Source organism: Acinetobacter sp. NS-4 (assembly GCF_037402435.1).
Classification (GTDB): Bacteria; Pseudomonadota; Gammaproteobacteria; order Pseudomonadales; family Moraxellaceae; genus Acinetobacter.
In genome coordinates this window covers 130,143-150,549 of sequence record NZ_JBBEUE010000003.1, presented here as the reverse complement: position 1 = coordinate 150,549, position 20,407 = coordinate 130,143, and the positions used below count along the sequence as shown (strand labels likewise).

21 protein-coding genes are annotated in these 20,407 nt (G+C 40.5%); 7 read left to right on the top strand and 14 right to left on the bottom strand.

Translation table 11 applies throughout. The features are described from left to right. The first annotated feature begins 77 nt into the window (after positions 1–77). The 4 genes from WAE57_RS03580 to WAE57_RS03565 are packed head-to-tail and all read left to right on the top strand — an operon-like array spanning position 78 to position 3,807. Positions 78–1,637, top strand: a complete 1,560-nt coding sequence (locus WAE57_RS03580) for a circularly permuted type 2 ATP-grasp protein (RefSeq protein ID WP_337708300.1) — start codon at positions 78–80, stop codon at positions 1,635–1,637. A 24-nt stretch (positions 1,638–1,661) separates the two neighbouring features. Beyond that, positions 1,662–2,264 (top strand): alpha-E domain-containing protein, encoded by a 603-nt coding sequence (locus WAE57_RS03575; RefSeq protein WP_237787235.1) that lies wholly within the window; start codon positions 1,662–1,664, stop codon positions 2,262–2,264. Continuing rightward, a complete protein-coding gene (locus WAE57_RS03570; protein WP_237787236.1) occupies positions 2,261–3,040 on the top strand; it encodes a transglutaminase family protein in 780 nt (259 codons plus the stop codon). Before WAE57_RS03575 ends, WAE57_RS03570 begins: the two co-directional genes overlap by 4 nt. 26 nt (positions 3,041–3,066) lie before the next feature. Continuing rightward, complete coding sequence (locus WAE57_RS03565) at positions 3,067–3,807, top strand: proteasome-type protease (RefSeq protein WP_237787237.1); 741 nt, start codon at positions 3,067–3,069, stop codon at positions 3,805–3,807. Positions 3,808–3,870: 63 nt separating this feature from the next. On the opposite strand, the gene alr is transcribed toward WAE57_RS03565, so the two are convergent. From alr to ppsA, 12 genes are all read right to left on the bottom strand, one after another. Further along, the gene (gene alr / locus WAE57_RS03560; RefSeq protein ID WP_337708296.1) at positions 3,871–4,935 is read right to left on the bottom strand and encodes an alanine racemase; all 1,065 of its coding nucleotides are present in this window, start codon (positions 4,933–4,935) and stop codon (positions 3,871–3,873) included. A gap of 303 nt (positions 4,936–5,238) precedes the next feature. After that, positions 5,239–6,684 carry a replicative DNA helicase gene (gene dnaB / locus WAE57_RS03555; RefSeq protein WP_337708294.1) on the bottom strand — a complete coding sequence of 482 codons (1,446 nt, stop codon included), beginning with the start codon at positions 6,682–6,684 and terminating at the stop codon, positions 5,239–5,241. Between the two features lie 257 nt (positions 6,685–6,941). Then, the gene (gene rplI / locus WAE57_RS03550) at positions 6,942–7,388 is read right to left on the bottom strand and encodes a 50S ribosomal protein L9 (protein ID WP_086175039.1); all 447 of its coding nucleotides are present in this window, start codon (positions 7,386–7,388) and stop codon (positions 6,942–6,944) included. 9 nt (positions 7,389–7,397) lie between these two features. Continuing rightward, positions 7,398–7,625 carry a 30S ribosomal protein S18 gene (gene rpsR / locus WAE57_RS03545; RefSeq protein ID WP_004676982.1) on the bottom strand — a complete coding sequence of 76 codons (228 nt, stop codon included), beginning with the start codon at positions 7,623–7,625 and terminating at the stop codon, positions 7,398–7,400. 11 nt (positions 7,626–7,636) lie between these two features. Next, a complete protein-coding gene (gene rpsF, locus WAE57_RS03540; RefSeq protein ID WP_004648827.1) occupies positions 7,637–8,023 on the bottom strand; it encodes a 30S ribosomal protein S6 in 387 nt (128 codons plus the stop codon). 310 nt (positions 8,024–8,333) lie between these two features. Then, a complete protein-coding gene (cyoE, locus tag WAE57_RS03535) occupies positions 8,334–9,212 on the bottom strand; it encodes a heme o synthase (RefSeq protein WP_086175040.1) in 879 nt (292 codons plus the stop codon). Between the two features lie 10 nt (positions 9,213–9,222). Continuing rightward, positions 9,223–9,549, bottom strand: a complete 327-nt coding sequence (locus tag WAE57_RS03530; protein WP_086175041.1) for a cytochrome o ubiquinol oxidase subunit IV — start codon at positions 9,547–9,549, stop codon at positions 9,223–9,225. After that, positions 9,550–10,170, bottom strand: a complete 621-nt coding sequence (gene cyoC / locus WAE57_RS03525; protein ID WP_086175042.1) for a cytochrome o ubiquinol oxidase subunit III — start codon at positions 10,168–10,170, stop codon at positions 9,550–9,552. A 4-nt stretch (positions 10,171–10,174) separates the two neighbouring features. Then, on the bottom strand, positions 10,175–12,163 hold the full coding sequence (cyoB, locus tag WAE57_RS03520; RefSeq protein WP_237787239.1) for a cytochrome o ubiquinol oxidase subunit I: 1,989 nt from the start codon (positions 12,161–12,163) through the stop codon (positions 10,175–10,177). A gap of 3 nt (positions 12,164–12,166) precedes the next feature. Then, entirely contained in the window at positions 12,167–13,237 is a 1,071-nt protein-coding gene (cyoA, locus tag WAE57_RS03515; RefSeq protein WP_237787240.1) for a ubiquinol oxidase subunit II, read from the bottom strand. A 317-nt stretch (positions 13,238–13,554) separates the two neighbouring features. Continuing rightward, positions 13,555–14,325 carry an RDD family protein gene (locus tag WAE57_RS03510; protein ID WP_337708272.1) on the bottom strand — a complete coding sequence of 257 codons (771 nt, stop codon included), beginning with the start codon at positions 14,323–14,325 and terminating at the stop codon, positions 13,555–13,557. 89 nt (positions 14,326–14,414) lie between these two features. Then, positions 14,415–16,793 carry a phosphoenolpyruvate synthase gene (ppsA, locus tag WAE57_RS03505; RefSeq protein WP_237787242.1) on the bottom strand — a complete coding sequence of 793 codons (2,379 nt, stop codon included), beginning with the start codon at positions 16,791–16,793 and terminating at the stop codon, positions 14,415–14,417. Between the two features lie 153 nt (positions 16,794–16,946). Between ppsA and WAE57_RS03500 the strand changes: the two genes are divergently transcribed. The 3 genes from WAE57_RS03500 (at position 16,947) to WAE57_RS03490 (ending at position 18,628) form a co-directional block, all read left to right on the top strand. Next, positions 16,947–17,783, top strand: coding sequence for a pyruvate, water dikinase regulatory protein (locus WAE57_RS03500; protein ID WP_337708268.1), 837 nt, complete (start codon positions 16,947–16,949; stop codon positions 17,781–17,783). Positions 17,784–17,859: 76 nt separating this feature from the next. After that, positions 17,860–18,405, top strand: a complete 546-nt coding sequence (locus tag WAE57_RS03495) for a hypothetical protein (RefSeq protein WP_337708266.1) — start codon at positions 17,860–17,862, stop codon at positions 18,403–18,405. A gap of 16 nt (positions 18,406–18,421) precedes the next feature. Further along, entirely contained in the window at positions 18,422–18,628 is a 207-nt protein-coding gene (locus WAE57_RS03490) for a hypothetical protein (protein WP_337708264.1), read from the top strand. Positions 18,629–18,978: 350 nt separating this feature from the next. Here WAE57_RS03490 and WAE57_RS03485 read toward each other — a convergent pair whose 3' ends face one another. Both WAE57_RS03485 and yiaA read right to left on the bottom strand, forming a co-directional pair. Beyond that, complete coding sequence (locus tag WAE57_RS03485; protein ID WP_086175050.1) at positions 18,979–19,533, bottom strand: flavoprotein; 555 nt, start codon at positions 19,531–19,533, stop codon at positions 18,979–18,981. Between the two features lie 363 nt (positions 19,534–19,896). Beyond that, the gene (gene yiaA, locus WAE57_RS03480) at positions 19,897–20,373 is read right to left on the bottom strand and encodes an inner membrane protein YiaA (protein WP_337708261.1); all 477 of its coding nucleotides are present in this window, start codon (positions 20,371–20,373) and stop codon (positions 19,897–19,899) included. Positions 20,374–20,407: the final 34 nt, after the last annotated feature.

Below are 20,407 nucleotides of genomic sequence, written 5' to 3'. Positions count from 1 at the left end.
TGGATAAATAACTTAAACGATGACTGGCATGTTTGTTGCTTAACTCTACTGACAATAGAGAAAATTACGAGGTTTGTATGCTTAAAGAAAATCAAGATACAAATTCGATTCCGTCACTGGAGACGTTTGCCCATCATGAAGTAGGGGCAAAAAGCAATGTGTCTTTAACAACACAAATAAAACCAAATGCTAAATTTAATACCTTATTTCAACAGTTTAAATCACATTTTTTTAATGAATTGGTTGATGATCAGGCCATGTCCGGTGAAACCTGCCAAAAAATAGAACACTGGCTATCACAACATACGCTGGAAGAGTTGAAGTCGCTGAATCAGGCAGCCAAAGATCATTTTCTATATGAAGGAATTACTTTTACTGTATATGGCGAGTCTGAAGGGATTGAGCGAACCATTCCCTATGATTTAATTCCACGGGTGATTGAAAAAAAGCAATGGAACAAGGTATCGCTTGGCTGTGCACAAAGGGTACGGGCACTGAATTTATTTTTACACGATATTTACCATCAACAAGACATTTTGAAAGCCAATGTGGTACCGGAATTACAAGTGCTTACTCATGAAGCCTATCTGCCACATATGTATGAGCATGACTTAAAAGGGAAAATATACAGCCAAATTAGCGGGATTGATATTATTCGTGACCGCCACGGTGAATTTTATGTGCTGGAAGATAATTTAAGAACGCCATCCGGTGTGTCTTATATGCTGGAATGCCGCAAAATTAGCCAAGAACTCATGCCACAGCTTTTTCAGCAAAATAATGTTCTGGGTATTGAGCAATATCCTCAGCTACTCAAAGAAATCCTGGCTGAAAATGCTTATGTCGATAATCCTTTTATCGTGGTGCTAACGCCGGGACGCTATAACAGTGCATATTATGAACATTCCTTCCTGGCAAGGGAAATGGATGTGCCTTTAGTGACATCGCGTGACCTTTTTGTAGAGAACGATAAGGTTTATGTCAAAACGATTCGTGGCAGACAGAAGGTTGATGTAATTTATCGACGGGTCGATGATGCATATCTCGATCCTCTATGCTTTTTGCCCGATAGCACCTTGGGTGTACCAGGTTTAATGTCGGCCTATCTCAATCACAATGTGGTGATTGCCAATGCACCGGGTACTGGAGTGGCAGATGACAAATCGATTTATCCTTATGTCGATAAAATGATTCATTTTTATTTGGGCGAGCAGGCTATCTTAAAAAATGTGCCTACGTATCAATGCCGGGAAACTGAAGATCTAGACTATGTTTTATCCAATTTAGAACAATTGGTGGTGAAAGAAGCTCAAGGTTCAGGCGGTTATGGCATGTTGATTGGCCCTCAGGCTTCAAACAGCCAGATTGAGTCTTTCAGAGACAAAATTATTGCTGTACCGCATTTGTATATTGCACAGCCGACGCTGGATTTATCGGTTTGCCCGACTTTGACCGATTTTGGAGTGGCAGAGCGTCATATCGATTTGCGGCCTTTTGTTCTCAGTTCGCCTTACCGAACCGAAATTGTTCCGGGCGGTTTGACACGGGTGGCCATGCAGGCAGGGTCACTGGTAGTGAATTCTTCACAAGGTGGTGGAGTTAAAGACACATGGGTTGTCGATAACCTGCATTCATAGACATCTAACTATGGGAAGGAAATTATGATTTTATTAAATAGTAATGCTCAGCACATTTTTTGGTTAGGTCGGTATTTAACACGGATTCAATATGCATGTGGCCAGTTTCCGTTTTTGGATAATCAGGATGCATTGCAATATGCCCATGGCTTTTGCTTGCCCGCTTTTGATGCAAGCTCACTCAATTCGTTATTTCTGGATGCTGAACAGCCTTCATCGTTCAGTCAACAATTTCAATATGCTAAAGATAATATCCAGGATTTGCGTGGCATTCTTTCGGCAAAAGCCTATGCAGAACTGAATCAGCTGATTAAGAATGCCAATGCCAATGCGACTTATATTTGTGATGTGGCGGGAGATTGCCATGAGGTGATAGAAGCTGAATCGGAAGAGGTGTTTCTGTTTTTTAGTTTGGGACAAAATATTGAGCAGCTTGACCGGCAAATTCGTCTGAAACAGGATCAGACTGTAACCTTGAACAACCTGAATAAAATTGTCGATCTATTAGCCCAGATTGGCTGGGATCGGCTGGATAGCGCGTGGCAGCAACTTAAATTAAACCCGGATAATATGAATTTTTATCACTTTAGTGATCATATTCAAAATCTATTTGAGGTGGATGTATGAAGTTGATGATCAATCACCAAACGCATTATCAGTATAGTGATCAGGCCTGCAACAGTATCCAGTACATTAAAATGACACCGACCAGCAATGCCCATCAGCAGGTACATTGCTGGGATGTCAGCGTGCCGGGGCAAAAAGAAATAAAATATGATGCCTTTAACAATCTCTGGATTACCAGTTCGCAGCGCCAGCCCTACAGCCAACTGACCATCATGGCGCAGGGCATCGTCGAGATCAACCCTGATACGCAGTTCGGAATTGGTACAAACCTCAATCCGCAATTATTTTTGCAGCCTACGGCAAGCACATTATGCAATGCGGAGATGAAAAGTTTTGCAGATTGCTATGTTCCTCGCATTAATCGGGCTAACTTGATTGTGCTGTCTGAAGCCATCTTGAATTATATTCCCTATACACCTGACCGAACTTCGGTACAAACTTCAGCTCTAGATGCTTTTCAATGCCGACAGGGGGTATGTCAGGATCATAGCCATGTCTTTATTGCCATGTGTAAATATCTAGGCTTGCCGGCGCGATATGTATCGGGTTACTTATTTGTACCCCAGACATCTCATCTTTCCAGTCACGCTTGGGCAGAGGTTTTTTTTGAAAATTCGTGGTATTGTTTTGATACCAGCAACCAGTTATTTACGCCGAATGCGCACATTTATGTAGCTGTAGGTCGTGATTACTGGGATGTTGCACCAGTGCGAGGCATACGAGAGCGCGGTGGTGTTGAATCCATGAACTCTATCGTTCAAGTGCTCGCTTGCTGAAAACTTAAAAGTCATAAGGAGTTCTCATGACTTATTGCTGTGCGCTACGATTAGAAGATGGTCTAGTCTTTGTGAGCGATACCCGTACCAATGCCGGGGTCGATCACATCTCGGTATTTCGCAAACTCTATATCTTTGGTGTAGAGGGCGAAAGATTTCTCACGATACAGACATCAGGAAATTTAGCCACAACCCAGGCTGTGATTGGACATTTAAATAATCATCTGGAACTTAAACAAGAACCGAACTTGTACAGTGTGAACACCATGTTTGAAATGGCGGAACTGGTGGGGCATACACTAAAAAAAGTCATTGCTGATGTCACAGAAGACTCGCATATGCATGAACAAAGTAATTATTATTGTAGTATTTTGTTGGGCGGGCAGATTCAAGGTTCAGATATGCAGCTGTACAATATTTACCCGCAAGGCAATTTTATTTGTGCAACAGAAGATACGCCTTATTTCCAGATTGGTGAAAGTAAATATGGCAAGCCAATACTTGATCGGGCCTTAATTTATCAAATGCCTTTAGATGAAGCGGTACGTTGCAGTTTAATTTCTTTTGATTCTACCTTGCGTTCCAATGTTTCTGTGGGTATGCCACTCGATATGGTGGTGTATAAAAAAGACACTTTGCATATCCCAAATGGCAAACGAATTTATGAAGAAGATCCCTATTTTTGGAAACTCAGTAAACAATGGTCAGATACTTTGCGCCGTGGCCTGCAAGAGTTACCTATCCCGACTGATGATTATTTAGCTTAATAAGCTATTATTAGAATGAAAAAACCCAAGTAAAAACTTGGGTTTTTTATTGAGTTTAAAGTGTTATTTTCTTATAGGACGCGGGCTTAAACGACATAGCAGCTCATAGCCAATGGTGCCATTGGCTTCGGCAACATCATCCACCAAACGGTCTTTACCCCAAAGTTCAACTTCAGTACCAAGTGGTGCATTTATACCGGTCACATCGATCGCAATCATGTCCATGGCAACGCGGCCAATCACGCGAGCGGCTTGACCGTTAATAGATACATAGTTCTGTTTTGGGAAGGCGCGGGGGTAGCCATCTCCATAGCCAATGGAAACGATGGCGAGGTCCATTTCTTTGTCTGCGGTAAAAGTTGAACCATAACCAACATGTTCACCAGCTTGAATGTGGTTTAGGGCAATAATTTCAGCACTAAAGGTCATGACTGGTTTGAGGTCTAAATCATGGACTGATTTATCCGCAAACGGAGATGCACCATAGAGCATGATTCCTGGACGCACAAAATCAAAATTCAATTCAGGCCATTTATAAATGGCAGCCGAATTACAGCAAGAGCCCATCACTGGCGCACAGGCTTGTTTTACTTGTAGAAATTGTGATTTTTGCTGTTCATTAAGAGGGTGGTCTGCATCGGCATTGGCAAAGTGCATTGCCAGTACACAAGTAAAACCTTCAGCTTTAAGTGAATTAATCACTTCAATAATTTCGGGTACTTTGAAACCCAGACGGTTCATACCGCTATTGAGTTTGACCCAAACTTTTAAGTTTTTGCCAATGTAGCGTGCTTTGTGTGTAAGTAACCAGTCCAGTTGCTGCTGATGATGGATCACACATTCAATATTGTTCTCCACCACAACCTGCATTTCATCTTCAGAGAAAATGCCTTCAATGAGCGTAATCGGTTGTTGATAGCCAAGTTCGCGAATTTCTAAAGCTTCTTCAAGGCAGGCGACACCAAAGGCATCCGTATCACCTAAGGCTGCTAAACAGTCTTTGACTCCATGTCCATAAGCATTAGCTTTAACCATACTTACAATTTGAGCTGTTGGTGCAAGTTGTTTGACACGGTTTAAATTATATTGAAGGGCTTCTCTATCAATATAAACTGTTGCTTGGCGCACCCTAGTTACTCCTTGGGATTACAATGAAACATTACAGCAATTCGTTGGATCAAATCGCTTATAAGCTACGTAAGAATATTATAGATATGCTTGTGATCTCAGTATTGAAAATGAGGAACTTAAGCAAAATGGAGAGGGATATTGTAGTCCTCTGGCTGAAAATAAACACTAAGTTAAAGTGTATTTTTCACCAAATATTAAACAGAAAAAATTTATGCAATATGCAGCAGTGATGAATTAAAGCAATAGCACAAGAAAAATAAATTTAAAAAAACGAGGTCATCACCCCCGTTTTTTTATGTCTTATTCTTCATCATTATATTGAGAATAAAACTCGGGTGACAGGTTGCTAAAACGCGTATATTGACCTTCAAATGCCAGACGAACAGTACCAATTGGACCGTTACGTTGTTTACCGATAATAATTTCCGCTGTGCCTGCTTCTTTGGATTCCTTGTTATAAACCTCATCCCGGTAAATAAACATAATTAAGTCAGCATCCTGCTCGATTGCACCTGATTCACGAAGATCGGACATCACAGGACGTTTATTTGGCCGGTTTTCCAGTGAACGGTTGAGCTGAGATAATGCAATGACAGGGCACATCATTTCTTTAGCCAGTGCTTTTAAGCTTCGTGAAATTTCCGAGATCTCACCGACACGGTTGTCGCCCATACCGGGTACTTTCATTAACTGTAGGTAATCGACCATAATACAGCCAATTTTACCACCATGCATTTTGGCAATACGACGTGCACGTGCACGTAATTCCGTCGGAGGCAGGGCAGAAGAATCATCAATGTACAGATTTTTTTCCTGCAGTTGTAAAATGGTGCCTGTGACTTTAGACCATTCATCGCCATCCAGTTTACCGGCACGCAAATGGCCCTGATGCACTTTACCGTAAGCAGAAATCAAACGCATGGCAATCGAATCTGCTGGCATCTCCATGGAAAAAACCAAGGCAGGCAAATCGCAATTAAACAGCACACTTTCGACCAGGTTCATGGCGAAGGTGGTTTTACCCATAGATGGACGGGCCGCAACAATGATCAAATCACCCGCTTGCATGCCTGAAGTTTTATTATCCAGTTCCAGAAAGCCTGAAGTTAAACCGGTAATATTGCCTTCCATTTGCGAAAGTTCATTTAACTTGTCAAAAACATCGGCGACTACAGCATTGATCGGTTTTGGGCCTTGAGCTTTGGCATTGTTATTATGCTGTTCGGCAATCGAAAAAATATTGGTTTCAGCTAGGTCTAAAATTTCACTGACACTACGGCCTTTGGTGTCATAAGCGTTTTGTAGAATTTCAGAGCTGACTTTAATCATGCTGCGTAAAGTTGAAAATTCTTTAATTTTATTGGCATAGGTTTCCAGGTTATAAAAGCTGGAAGGGGAATCTGCCATCAATTGCATTAAATATTCTTCACCGCCTACGGCCTCTAGAAGATTCTGTTTGATTAGCCAATCATTGACTAGGACCGCGTCATAAGGTGAATTTTCTTGGGCTAATTTTTCAATGGCACGGAAAATATATTTATGCCGTGTAGCATAGAAATCATTTTCACTTAATACATCACCGACTTGCTCAAAAGATTCGGCTACCGTCATAAGTGCGGCAAGAACGGCCTGTTCAATCACCAAGTTATGCGGAGGGGTACGAAACTCTTTGAGTTGGCCCGACTCGCTTGCTTTATTATCGACTTTAGCTGAGTTAAGCATAGCGTTGGCATTCGCCTGTGACATATAAAACCCTAATTTTAAATGCAATAAATGAGTAATTTAGAAAAAGTGACAAAGAGAAAAAAGGTATTCTCTTCGTATAAGCAGATGATACGCGCTCTTAAAAAAAATGCGAATCGAAAATTTCATTTATTGAAGTGTTTAAAAATAGTCAAAATAAGTGAAGTAAACAAGCGCTAAACAACGTGATTCAACTATTTTGACTATTTTCAGAGATAAAAAAAGAGCATGCAAAAGCATGCTCTTTTTCTTGCAAGAAATTACTCAGATACGATAGTAACGAGAACTTCAGCAACAACATCATGATGCAATTGGATTGCGATGTTGAATTCACCAGTGTTACGAAGCGCACCGTTTGGTAAACGAACTTCTGCACGGTCAACTTCAAGACCAGCATTAGTTAAAGCGTCTGCGATGTCACGAGTACCGATAGAACCGAATAGTTTACCTTCGTCACCAGCTTTAGCAGTGATTACGATGTTAACTTCGTTCAATTGGTCAGCACGTGCTTGAGCAGCAGCTAAAACGTCAGCTTCAGCTTTCTCAAGTTCAGCACGACGAGCTTCAAAAGCAGCAGTGTTGGCTTCAGTAGCTGCAACTGCTTTACCTTGAGGGATAAGGAAGTTACGGCCGTAACCAGCTTTAACTGATACTTTATCGCCTAATTTACCAAGGTTTTTAATGCGTTGTAATAAGATAATATCCACAGCTCAACCTCACTTATGATTGTCAGTGTAAGGGATCAACGCTAAGTAGCGAGCTTGTTTAATAGCAAGCGCCAATTGACGTTGGTAACGAGCTTTAGTACCTGTAATACGGCTAGGAACAATCTTGCCGTTTTCAGTGATGTACTGTTTTAAAGTATCGATATCTTTATAGTCGATGTACGCAACTTTCTCAGCTGTAAAGCGGCAGAACTTGCGACGACGGTAAAAACGTGCCATTTATGTTCTCCTTATGCTTCAGCAGAGTCTTGAGATTGTTGTGCTTCTTCACGTTGTGCTTTACGCGCACGTTTTTCTTCAGCACTTTTAGCAAGCAATGACTCTTCAGTAATTGCATGTTCACGACGAATAATAACATTACGAAGGATTGCGTCGTTATAACGGAACAATTCTTCTAATTCATTAAGCGTAGTTTGACCACATTCAACGTTCATTAAAATGTAGTGAGCTTTATGAATTTTATTAATTGGGTAAGCCAATTGACGACGGCCCCAATCTTCTAAACGGTGAATTTGACCTTCAGCTTCTTTGATGTGAGTTAGGTAACGTTCTACCATACCCACAACTTGATCGCTTTGGTCAGGATGTACCAAAAGTACGATTTCGTAGTGACGCATTGTCAGCTCCTTACGGTTTAAACAGCCTCAATTTAACTAAATTGAAGCAAGGAGTCACAACCAAGGTTGTGTCGCATAAATTTGCGAAGCGTGAATTTTAGAGCCTTTGCTTGCTAAATACAAGGTTTAAGCACAGGAAAACGGAAAAATACTGAAAAAGGTAGATGCTAAACTTTGCTTTTCACAAGTTTTATGAGTAATACGCTTACTTAAAGTTTGTAAGTGACAAACAGAAATTAAAAATAGCAAAAAGGGACGTTAGAAGAGAATATGAAATATCTCATTAAAAGATAGAGTGTAACTCTATCTTTTAAAAAAATACGATCTGTGTTGCCGGTGCAGTCGCTGTGAAACTAAAACAGATACTGATTACTGTAATTAAAATCACTGAATAGAGGAAAAAGCGTTTAGCCCAAAGTTGGTCATTTTCAGCTTTAAATCCAATTACACCAATATATAACCAGTAAATACATAAAGCATTTAATATCACTAAATAAAGCCAATTTGCATAACCATATACAAATAGGGCATTCATGGTGATGGTAAATAAAACAACATAAATCAACGATTCAATTTTAGTGCGTAAGATTGAACGCGCTACAGGAAGAATCGGAACACCTGCATTTTTGTAATCGTCAAAACGATAAACAGCAATGGCCCATGAATGAGGCATTTGCCAAAGTGCATAACCGATGAAAACCAGTAAGGCACCCAAATCAAAATGTTGAGCGACAGCGGTATAACCGATAACAGGCGGCGCTGCACCAGAAATACTACCAACGATTGTTTGATGAATAGTCGTTCGTTTTGTCCATAAGCTGTAAAAGCCAACGTATACGACAAAACCAAGGACTGCGAATAGGAAAGCGTATGCATTTACCCAAAACCATAAAATGCTAAAACCAATAAGCCCAAGTACCAATGCATAGGCATAAGCAACAGGTTCTGAAATGGATTTTTTAACCATCGCACGATTTTGTGTGCGCTGCATTTTTTGGTCGATGTCTTGATCAATAACATTATTGACCACGCATCCAGAAGCAACAACGAAGAGTGTGCCTAAGAGAGTAAGGAGCAGAAGAAGGAAATCTACAGAACCTTGGGCAGCTACAAAGTAGCCACCCAAAGTGGTAACGAAGTTACCAAAGAGAATTCCTGGCTTAGTCAGGAATAAATACTTTTTCAGCATGACAACCAGTTTAGATCATCATGTTGTAGTGAAGGTAGTTCATGATCCATACAGAACCAACCAAAAGGATGGCAATGGTCAGAATCGTATAAACGAATGCAATCACGTTCCAACGTTGCTCTGAAGAAGAATTCATGTGCAGGAAATAAATTAACTGTACAAGAATCTGAGCAACGGCAGTAATTGCAATCACGGTAATCAGAATACCGCGGTCAAAACCACCTGCCATTACCATTCCAAAAGGAATAATGGTAAGGACAATAGAGAGGATAAAACCGACTGTATACTGTTTAACGTTACCGTGTGCTGCACCAGTAGAGTTGTGATCGTGACTCATTTAGAGAACTCCCATCAAGTAAACTACGCTGAATACACAGATCCAAACGATGTCAAGGAAGTGCCAGAACAAGCTTAAGCATGCAAGACGACGTGTGTTTGGAAGTGTCAAACCATTTTTCTTGATTTGAATCATTAACACGATCATCCAAACCAAACCTGAAGTTACGTGAATACCGTGTGTACCTACCAACGTAAAGAACGAAGATAAGAATGCACTTGTACTAGGGCCATGACCAGCATGAACTAAATGATTAAACTCATATAATTCCATGCCGATGAACGAAGCACCAAATACCCAAGTAATTGCAAGCCAAGTCAGAACTTTAGATACGTCTTTCTTGTAGGCAGCAAGAACAGCAAAGCCGAACGTTACAGACGAAATCAAGAGGGCGAATGTTTCAGTTAATACGAAACTGAGAGATTCACCAAAAAGATCTCGTGCACTTGGAGTACCAACTGGAACGTGACTGCTTAATACAGCAAACGCGATGAAGAGTGTACCGAATAGGATCAAGTCACTCATCAAGTAAGACCAGAAACCAAAGACCGTGATGTCAGTATCATCGTGATGATGATGTTCATCGTGTCCGTGGTTATCGTGATGAAGTACTTCAGCCATAGTCTTAGTCCTTCTTCAAGTGTTTTTCAAGTTGCGCATAACGTTCGTTTTCGATACGTTCAACTTCAGCAGCAGGTACATAGTAATCCACTTTCTTAGTGAAAGAAGACACGATGAAGCTGATGATTGCTGATACGAAAGTAACGACTACTAGCCACCAGATGTGCCAGATTAATGCGAAGCCCATTACTGTAATAAACATTGCAATAACGAAACCAGCCGCACGGTTTGTTGGCATATGAATGTCTTCATATTTGGTTGGTTTAGTGTATGCAATACCGTTTTCTTTGTCAGTCCAGAAAGTATCAATACCATTGATCTTTGGAAGATAGGCAAAGTTATAGAACGGAGCTGGAGATGAAGTAGACCATTCTAAAGTACGGCCATCCCAGATATCGCCAGTTACATCTATACCTTTTTCGCGTTGTAGGAAACCTACCACGATTTGCATAACGAAACATGCAATACCCAATGCAATCAGAACTGCACCAAACAATGCGATATTTACATATGGATCCCATTCAGGGTTGTCAAATGTATTCAAACGACGAGTCATACCCATGAAACCAAGGATATAAAGTGGCATGAATGCAAAATAGAAACCGATGAACCAGAACCAGAATGCAGCTTTACCCCAAGTTTCATTTAACTTCCAGCCAAACATTTTTGGCCAGTAGAAAATGATACCTGCGAACATCGCGAATACTACACCACCGATAATTACGTTATGGAAGTGAGCAATTAGGAATAAAGAGTTGTGTACCAGGAAGTCCGCTGGTGGAACAGCCATCAATACACCTGTTAAACCACCGATACCGAAAGTCACAAGGAAGCCAAGTGTCCACAGCATAGGGGTTGTATAGGTAATGCGGCCCTTGTACATGGTGAACAGCCAAGAGAAGATTTTTACACCAGTCGGGATCGCAATAATCATGGTCATGATACCAAAGAACGCGTTAACGTTGGCACCTGCACCCATAGTAAAGAAGTGGTGAACCCAAACAACAAGTGATAACACACCGATTGCTACAGTTGCGTACACCATTGATTTGTAACCGAACAATGCTTTACGGCAGAACACGGCAGTAACTTCTGAGTAAATACCAAAAGCTGGTAATACCAAGATGTATACTTCTGGGTGACCCCAAGTCCAAATCAAGTTTACATACAACATTGGGCTACCACCCAAGTCATTTGTAAAGAAGTGGAAGCCGAAATAACGGTCAAGTGTCAACATTGCAAGAGTCGCAGTTAATACTGGGAATGTAGCAATGATAAGTACAACAGTGACTAAAGCTGTCCAAGTAAAAATAGGCATATCCATAAGAGTCATGCCAGGCGCACGCATTTTGATGATGGTAACAAAGAAGTTAACACCCGTTAAAAGCGTACCCAGACCAGAAACCTGGAGTGCCCAAATGTAGTAGTCTACACCTACGCCAGGAGAATATTCGATACCTGAAAGAGGAGGATAAGCCATCCAGCCTGTTGCAGCGAACTCACCAATCGCAAGAGAAGCCATCATCAAACCGGCAGCACCGGCAAATAGCCAGAAACTTAAAGAGTTTAATAATGGGAATGCCACGTCACGTGCACCAATTTGAAGTGGTACAGAGATGTTCATTAAACCAACTACAAGACCCATTGCCACGAAGAAGATCATGATTACGCCATGCGCAGTAAAGATCTGATCGTAATGTTCCGGGTGTAAATAACCTTCACCGCCACCTTTTGCAAGGAACTGTTGAAGACGCATCATGATCGCATCGGCAAAGCCACGTACAAGCATGACAATGGATACCAAAATATACATGATACCAATTTTTTTATGGTCTACCGATGTGAACCATTCAGTCCACAAATAGTTCCATTTTTTGAAATAGGTGATACCTGCAACAGCTGCGATACCGCCTAGAACCATCAGTGCAACAGTAACCAGCACGATTGGATCGGTTGGAATTGCATCCGGACCTAACTTACCTAAGAAGCTCATGTCTTATTCCTCTACAGAAGCAGTCGCATGTTCAACATTTACATGGGCTCCAGAAGCAGCAGCTTCATGACCAGCAGTTGCTGAGTGATCAGCACCGTGGTAATTACTCATGTATTTGTTAATCACAGATTCGAACAATTTAGGTTCTACTGAAGAGTAGTAAGTCACTGGGTGTGGCTTAGTCGGATAAGACTTCATTGCTTCTGCAGCAGCTTTTTCTTCAGGAGTACTTGCTTTCGCAACTAATGCTTCGATTTGGTGCTTAGAACGGTTACCGTCACGTAAATTTGCTAATTCAGCCTGGTCTAAAACAGTTTTTTGAATTGCTTTAGGGTTTACTGAAGTGCCATTACCTGCTTTAACAGCAGCTACCCATTCAGCGAACTGAGCGTCAGTAACAGAGTGAGCACGGAAACGCATTTGCGAGAATCCATAACCTGAATAGACAGAAGAGAAACCGCGGTAGCCATCGGCTGGACTAGTTTCATTTGCCAAGAAATTCAAGTGAGTCTGCATACCCGCCATTGCATAAATCTGACCAGATAATGCAGGAATAAAGAACGCGTTCATTGTGAAGTTAGATGTCAAACGCAGGGTGACCGGAGTTTTTTCCGGGAAGCGGATTTCGTTAACTGTCGCAATGCCTTGTTCTGGATAGATAAAGATCCATTTGAATTGTTCAGCAATAACCTGAACAGTTAAAGGGGCTTTATCTGATTCTAGCGGACGGTATGGGTCATACTTGTGGGAGCCCCACCAAGTTAACCAAGCTAAAATACCAATAATAATGACAGGAATACCCCAAACTACAATCTCAATTGCAGTAGAGTGTGCCCATGTAGGTTTATAGTCTGCATCTTTATTTGACGCGCGATATTTCCAACCAAACCACAATGCCATAATTGCTGATGGAATTACGACCAAAAGCATTAAGTAGATCGCAGTCATCATTAGGCCACTTTGACCTTCTGCTACTGGACCTTTTGAGTTTAGAAGTACCATATCACCACCACACCCAGTCAAGAGTGCAGCAATCGCAGATAAAGACAATACAGCTAAAATCGTTTGTCTCATTTTACAACCTCGGTGAAGAGTCCCATTCCCTAATTTAATATGGGATAGCGATTAAAGTGTCGCATGATTGGAAATATTTATTTTCGCTTAGAAAACCCAAGCATAGAAAATCCTTCCCAATCATGAGACACCGCTACGTTGTAGGGCATTATGCCTCATATCGAGCAACTAAGCTATATGTAAAATGGCTTTAAATACCTGTTATAAAAACTGATTTTTTTACTCGGAATTGAACTTTTATTATATGAATTTTATTTTAATATCAATATTCTGGGGAAAAACAGGGATGTAAAAACAATCCCTGTCTAATTAAATAGTTATTGTTTAACCACTTTGGTTTTGGCTAATTTATCATGCAAAGTTTGACGCTTTTCAGTGATTGCGAAAACATGATCAATAATTGTAATAAACGGCATAAATAGCAAATTTAAAACAATAAAGATAAAGCTGCGTAAAGTGAAAGCACGCATCAGACTGACTTTTTCGCCACTGTCGGCATCGACAATTTTAATTTTAGTCAGCTTTTTACCAATGCTTTGGCCTGATTTTGCCAGCATAAATGCCTGTATACCCAGCATAATGATGATGTAAACAAACATGGTTTGCCATGCTTCAGGGGGAATAAGGGCAAATAATTCCTGTTGCAATTGAACGGCTTGAGTTGAGCTCTGAGCCGCTTGCATTTTTTGCTGAATCTCGGAGAGCTGGTTAAATTGTTCCGGCTTTAAAAAAAATGAAGGAATTGCTGCTGCAGGTAACCACAGCAGTAAATCGATAATTTTTGCCAATATGCGGGTTGTAATTGAAGCCAGTTCTTTTTGGGCAGTGGCTTTTTTTTCAACCTGAATTTTACGAATAGCTGAATTTTGTAAAGGGCTTTGTTCGGGAGAGGATAGAGGTGAGGTATATCCTTCAGGTTCATATACAAGTTTACCTTGGGTTAATTCACCTAAAGCCTTCCATTCGGTCATACCTTGATGCCAGGCCAAGTCTGTAAGCAGCACTTGTTGGCTGGCGAGCATCTGGTTTAGTTGCTCCAGGGTGTAGGGACCGGCTTGTTGATTATTTCTCGCCAAGTAAATTTGCATAAAACTAAATTCTCAAAATAAATCTAAAAATACAAAAAATCGCAGATGAAAAAAAAGACCCACGAGTGGGTCTTTTTTAACATGTTTTATTACGCTTGTTGAGCTTTTTCTTCAGCAAGGAAGAACCAGGTATCTAAAACTGAGTCCGGGTTTAAAGAAACAGACTCAATACCTTGTTCCATCAACCATTTAGCTAGGTCAGGGTGGTCAGAAGGACCTTGACCACAAATACCTACGTATTTACCTGCTTTACGGCATGCATGGATTGCCATAGAAAGAAGCGCTTTAACCGCTGGGTCACGTTCATCAAACAAATGAGAAACAATACCAGAGTCACGGTCTAGACCAAGTGTTAACTGAGTCAAGTCGTTAGAACCGATAGAGAAACCATCGAAGTGTTCAAGGAATTGTTCAGCCAATAATGCATTGGTTGGCAATTCGCACATCATGATCACTTTAAGACCATTTTCACCGCGTTTAAGACCGTTTAGAGCCAATAATTCAATCACACGTTTCGCTTCAGCAACTGTACGTACGAAAGGAATCATGATTTGAATGTTGGTTAAGCCCATTTCGTCACGTGCTTTTTTCAACGCACGGCATTCAAGTTCGAAGCAGTCACGGAAGTTGTCAGAAACGTAGCGGCTTGCACCACGGAAGCCCAACATTGGGTTTTCTTCTTCTGGTTCGTATAACTTACCACCGATCAAGTTTGCATATTCATTTGACTTAAAGTCAGACATACGCACGATCACTGGTTTGTCAGCGAATGCAGCAGCAAGGGTAGAAATACCTTCTACCAATTTTTCTACATAGAATTCGATTGGTGAAGAGTAACCTGCAGTACGTGCCATTACAGCAGCACGAGTTTCGCGTGGCAGACTATCAATGTTCAATAATGCTTTAGGATGCACACCAATCATACGGTTGATGATGAATTCTAGACGTGCAAGACCAATACCTGCGTTTGGAATTTGAGCAAAGTCAAATGCACGGTCAGGGTTACCCACGTTCATCATGACTTTAAATGGAAGCGCAGGCATAGATTCGATAGAGTTGCGTTGAACTTCGAAATCTAAAGAGCCTTCGTAGATGAAACCTGTATCACCCTCAGCACAAGAAACAGTCACTTCTTGACCATCAGTTAATACTTCAGTTGCATTACCACAACCGACAATTGCTGGTACACCGAGTTCACGTGCAATGATGGCAGCGTGACAAGTACGACCACCACGGTTAGTGACAATGGCAGCAGCACGTTTCATTACCGGTTCCCAGTCCGGGTCAGTCATGTCAGATACAAGCACGTCACCGTCTTGTACTTTGTCCATTTCTTTGATTGACGTTACGATGCGGACTTTACCAGAACCGATACGTTGACCGATTGAACGGCCTTCACAAAGCACAGTACCTTTTTGTTTCAACAGGTAGCGTTCCATAGTGCCGACATTTTCACGGCTTTTTACTGTTTCTGGACGTGCCTGAACGATGTAAAGCTGTTGGTCGTCGCCATCTTTTGCCCATTCGATGTCCATTGGCGCACCGTAATGTTCTTCAATGATCAAAGCTTGTTTTGCAAGTTCTTGAAGCTCATGATCATTTAAAGAAAATTGTTGACGGTCTTGTTTTTCAACGTCGACTACAACCACAGATTTACCTGCAGCGCCTTCTTCACCATAAATCATTTTTTGGTGTTTAGAGCCCAGGTTACGACGCAGGATTGAATGTTTGCCGTTTTTAAGAAGTGGTTTAGAGATATAGAATTCGTCAGGATTTACAGCACCTTGAACAACCATTTCACCCAAGCCATAAGACGCAGTGATAAATACTGCATCACGGAAGCCAGATTCTGTGTCCAAAGTGAACATTACACCTGCAGCACCAGTTTCTGAGCGCACCATACGTTGTACGCCAGCAGAAAGGGCAACCACATCATGTGCAAAGTTTTGGTGTACACGGTAAGAAATTGCGCGGTCGTTATAAAGAGATGCAAATACTTCTTTAATTGCAATAAGAACGTTGTCGATGCCACGGATGTTCAGGAAAGTTTCTTGCTGACCAGCGAAAGAAGCATCCGGCAAGTCTTCTGCAGTCGCAGATGAACGAACGGCAACCGCGATGTCGGGGTTGCCGTTTGAAAGAATTGCGAAAGATTCACGAACTTCTTTTTCAAGTTCTGCCGTAAGCGGAGTTTCGACAATCCATTGACGGATTTTAGCGCCAGTTTCTGCTAGAGCTATTACGTCATCAACATTTAGTGCTGCAAGCTCTGCGTTGATTTTAGCGTTTAGGCCGCTTTGCTCGAGAAATTCACGATATGCAGCAGCTGTGGTTGCAAAACCACCCGGTACCGATACACCAGCATTAGACAAATGGCTGATCATTTCACCCAATGATGAGTTTTTCCCACCAACGAGTTCAACGTCGTGTTTCCCTAATTTTTCTAGACCAATTACGCGCGCTTCCAAAGTTGTTACTCCACTTATGCAGTATTAATCACTATCTTGGCATGAAATTATAGCAAATCGCCGAGCTTTAAGAATTTACTGGGCGACAGTCATGTAAGATGGTTTACTATAAAGATTATATAGCACTAAGACAAATATTTAAGGAGAATTTTAATGTCAGAAGGTAAACAGATTAAGCGCAGTGTGTTTTTTATCTCCGATGGTACTGCAATTACTGCTGAAACCCTTGGACACTCACTGTTAGCGCAGTTTCCTCATGTAGATTTTGACATTCATATTATTCCTTATATCAGTTCCGAAGAAGCTGCGATGAATGTTGTGGCTGAAATTAACCAGCGTGCTGATCAAGACGGGCAACAACCTTTGGTGTTTGATACCTTGGTAGACCCCTATGTACGTGATATTATTAATACTGCAAATGCAGTAAATCTCGATGTTTTTGAAGGGCTTATTGGGAAGTTGTCGGAAGTTTTGGGTACTGCGCCTACAACTTTAGTCGGACAAACCCATGCCGTGACCGATTCTGAGTCCTATAAGGCACGTATTGATGCGGTACATTTTGCCCTAGATAACGATGATGGCGCACGCACACGTCATTATGACAAGGCCGATTTGATCCTGATCGGGGTATCTCGTTCCGGTAAAACACCAACTTCAATTTATTTGTCATTACAATTTGGAATTCGTGTTGCAAACTATCCATTGACTGAAGAAGACTTGGATGATAACCGTCTGCCTACGGTGTTAAGAGCACACAAACATAAGCTATTTGGCTTAATGATTGATGCAGAGCGACTTGTCGCGATTCGTACCGAGCGTAAAGCCAACAGCCGTTATGCAAGTTTCAGTCAATGCCAGATGGAACTGCGTGCGGTAGAAGGCATTTATATTTCAGAAGGCATTAAATATCTGAACGTTTCTGAAATGTCGATTGAAGAAATTTCAACCCGTGTTTTGCAAATGACTGGCCTGAAACGTCGTATTGGTTAATTGAAAAGTTTTAAACTAGAGTTAAATCAAGGTTTAACTCTACGTTTTAATAATCGAAAATAAAAATGGTTATTATATGAATAAAATATTAAAGCCAAAAATAATGGTCTTTTTGTTTGCTTGGCTCAGTTTGGCAAATAGCCCAATTTTTGCAGCATCTGTGGCTGATTTTGAAACCCGAATAATCAATCAATATGAACAAATCCGCTTAACTGACCGCTATGAAAATGAGGGTGTGAACCAGGAAGTTGCATTAAAAATAAAGGAATTTATTCAACAGAATCCGCAAAGTTTTGCTTATGATTTTAAAAAATTAAGCAGCAAAAGCATGGTTTTTGTAAATTATAGTCCTGATCGAAAGCTTAAATTTTATACATTTGATGTTTCTGCAGGCGGTACGATGCGCGAATTTGATTCCTATGTGCAATTTAAACAGGGCAATAAAGTCATTACTCAAGCCGTAAAGGGTGGTGGATTTATTCGATCCATTCAGCAAACGCAATTGAATCAGCAAGCGGTTTATTTCATTTCCAGTACTTATGTAGGCAGTAGTTGTGTCGGGGCTTATGCTATACAGGCAGCACAAATCAAAAATGCGCAATATAAAGCTATTGGTGTTTAAAACCAGAACTCAAACAATGAACCATATCGATGTCGATTATGACTGCAATTATTATCCCAAAAATATAGAGCCTTTTGATATGAATCAGCACTATATTCGGGTATCTAAGGATTTAAAAAATATCGATATTTTAGTGGTGAAATCTTCAGGTGAGTTAACTTCAAATTATCTGCGTTATCAAAAGGATAAAAATCATTATCGATATATCGGTATCGTAAAATAACACAGAAAAAAGAGGTATTATTGTCTCATGGCATAGTCTTGCAAAGTTTTGTTAATTAAATAGCTTTGATATGTTTCGATTCTTTGCCTATTCGAAAGTTTAAAAACATCTTATATTAGTTGGAAGCATTTACTGCCTCAGTTTTTCAATAAACTCAAATGATATTTGTGTAGGCGATCTCTTACTTTTGAGAGGCCAAAAGTAAGCAAAATCCTTTGTTATCCATACACAACGTCCTTGTTGTGATGGATAACGTGTGGCATCCTTGCCACACTGCGTGTATCCAAAGTTTGCTTTAATTAAACTCTGGAACAGGAATGGCATTACTGTCTCTTTTACTATAAAAGCCATTAATAGGTGCTAATAATTACATCTACCAGATGTTCAACACCTTCTATGCTTTGTACGGCATTTTCAGTGATTTTCACCACAGGCCAGGTAATCAGCTTGCAATTCTCGCGTTGTAGTGCAGCGTAATAACTATCAGATTTGAAAAAAATCTTGTTTTCAGAAGCTGAATTGGGCATGAGTTGGCGTTTTAACCAGGTATCCTGAACTTGCGATTCAAGATAGCGAATCGCCAATAATGATTTAACGCGGTTATTAAACAAACGACGATTCTTGATAATTAAAGGATGTGAAAGCAGTTTGTGAATGCCTTTTTCAGTTTGCGGCAGAATAAACAAAGGCATATTCTGGAATACTTTCACAAATTTTGCAGTACTGCAGATCTGCTCCAGATGCATGACTGTCATTTGGTTGCCCCCCACAACAGCCACATTTAAATTTGTAAAATCAAAGTTTTTAATATCTTCAGAGGTGACAATTTTTCCATGGAATTTCTGGAAAAACTCGGGTGAATTTTGAAAGAAACCATCCAATGGGCTCTTCTTCTTGTTAACCATTTTCATATCCTTTCTTATTTTTACTTCGTTGCAGTTGGTTCTGCAGTTAACTGGTATATCCAAGATGGAACTTTTGGTAAAGATTTTTCTGGAATCTTGTCAGTCATCGCAACTATGTGATTGTTTCGAATGTGGATTAATTTTTGCCTATGATTTAAGGTGTTATGCGCTTAGGATAAAATAATTTAATATTAATCGTTGCGATGACTCTAATTTGATTTTCTTTACATCCTAGAAAATTCACTGTGGCATAGTGATTCTCATCTACTTTATCTTCATAATTTTTTAGTTATGAACTCATAAAAAATAAAGACCTGCCATGAAAGAACGAGTCTTATGTTTATTCATGATGCTTATAAAAGCTTAGTTTTTTTCCTCATCATGTTCTATAGGTTGGAATTGTGTGTTGGAGTAATTGGGGACACTTGGTAGCTGGGTATGTGTTCTGAGATAGTCTAAGTCGCGAATATTTTTTTGAACCGCAACCGCACCAAATAAACTCAGTAAAAATGCCATGATATAAAACCCTTTTTCACTTAATTCAAGTGAGGCATTCCACAAACCTATGGTCAATAAGGTAATGCAGATTGCAATGGAGGCGCAGCACAGCCCAAAATATATGGCAGTGACATGAATTCCTTCGAGTTTATCGCGGACAATTTTTTGCAAAGACACTGCGGTAAATAAGCCGTATAAAATCAGGATCAGATAATGGCCTTTTTCATTTAACAGCATTTCTGCATTCCAGAGACCGATCATGTAGGCTGCTGCACCTGCGATCAGCGCCAGCCAGCTTGCGGTAATAAATGTGGAGCTGGGTTTATTGATATATTGATTCATTTTATTGTCCATTATTATATGAGCTTGTTTTTAT